The organism is Streptomyces sp. (genome assembly GCF_031178505.1).
GTDB lineage: Bacteria > Actinomycetota > Actinomycetes > Streptomycetales > Streptomycetaceae > Streptomyces > Streptomyces gulbargensis.
On sequence record NZ_JAPSIW010001071.1, the window covers coordinates 1 to 1,506 of the forward strand.

Genomic DNA, 1,506 nt, shown 5'->3' on the forward strand with positions numbered 1-1,506 from the left:
GGTACGGGGCCGGCCGGCCGCCCCCGTACCGCCTCCGCCGTCAGCGGCGCGGGATCCCCAGCGGGTTGCCGTCCCGGAGCTCGGGCGGGAGCAGGTGGTCCGGGGTGGACTGGTAGGTGATCGGGCGGAGCCAGCGTTCGACGGCGGTGGCGCCGACGGAGGTGGAGGTGGAGGTCGTCGCCGGGTAGGGGCCGCCGTGGTGCTGGGCGGGGGCGACGGCGACGCCGGTGGGCCAGCCGTTGACGAGGACGCGGCCGGCGAGCGGGGTCAGGGCGGTGAGGAACGGGGCGGCGGTGTCGTCCTCGCCGGCCTCCGCCGTGTGCAGCGTGGCGGTGAGGTTGCCCGGCAGCCGGCCGAGGACGGCGTGCGCCTCCTCGGGGACGGTGTAGCGGGCGACGACGGTGACCGGGCCGAAGCACTCCTCCAGGAGGAGCGCGTGCTCCTCCCCGGCGAGGCGGGCCGCGTCGACGGTGAGGACGCCGGCGCCCACCGTGTGCTGGCCGGCCGCGCCCGGCACGACCGGGGCCTGCACACCGTCGAGGGCTGCGCGCTCGGCCGCTCCGGCGACGAAGGCCTCCCGCATCCGGTGGTCGAGCAGGACGGCCGGGCCGGCGGCGCCGACGCCTTCGGTGAGGGCGCCGAGGAGGCGGTCGCCCGCCTCGCCGGCGGGGACGAGGACGAAGCCGGGCTTGGTGCAGAACTGGCCGGCGCCCAGCGTCATGGAGGCGGCGAGGCCCGCGCCGATCTCCTCGGCCCGCTCCTCGACGGCGGCCGGGGTGACCACGACCGGGTTGAGGGAGCCGAGTTCGCCGTGGAAGGGGATGGGGACGGGACGGGCGGCGGCGGCGTCGAAGAGGGCGCGCCCACCGCGTACCGAGCCGGTGAATCCGGCGGCGGCCACGAGGGGGTGACGGACGAGCGCGACGCCCGCGTCGAAGCCGTGGACGAGGCCGACGACGTCCTCGGGCAGCCCGGCCTTGACGGCGGCCCGGCGCAGCAGGGAGGCGCAGAGCTCGGAGGTGGCCGGGTGGTCGGGGTGGGCCTTGATCACCACCGGGCAACCGGCGGCGAGGGCGCTGGCCGTGTCGCCGCCGGGGACGGAGAAGGCGAGCGGGAAGTTGCTGGCGGCGTAGACGGCGACGACGCCGAGGGGGATCTTCATGCGGCGCAGGTCGGGCCGGGGCGGCACCGCGTCCGGGTCGGGCGCGTCGATCCGCACGTCGAGGTAGGAGCCCTCCTCCACGACCTCGGCGAAGCCCCGCAACTGGGCGCTGGTGCGAGCGAGTTCGCCGGTGAGGCGGACGGGCCCGAGGGCGGTCTCGGCGTCGGCCGTGGCGACGACCTGCTCGCCGGCCTCGTCGAGGAGGTCGGCCGCCGTCCGCAGGAGGACGGCCCGTACGGCCCGGTCGGCCAGGCTGTCGCGGACGCCGTGGGCGGCGCGTACGGCCCGGTCGACGTCCCCCGCCGTGGCCTCGACGGCGACTTGTTCGCGCGGCTTCCCCGTCC

Annotated in this window: 1 protein-coding gene; it reads right to left on the minus strand. The window is 77.7% G+C overall.

Annotation, left to right across the window (positions count from 1 at the left end; all coding sequences use genetic code 11):
• Window positions 1–40: 40 nt before the first annotated feature.
• Window positions 41–1,506 (minus strand): aldehyde dehydrogenase (NADP(+)) (locus RIF68_RS36345; protein WP_309056035.1); only part of this gene is annotated, 1,466 nt, incomplete at its 5' end.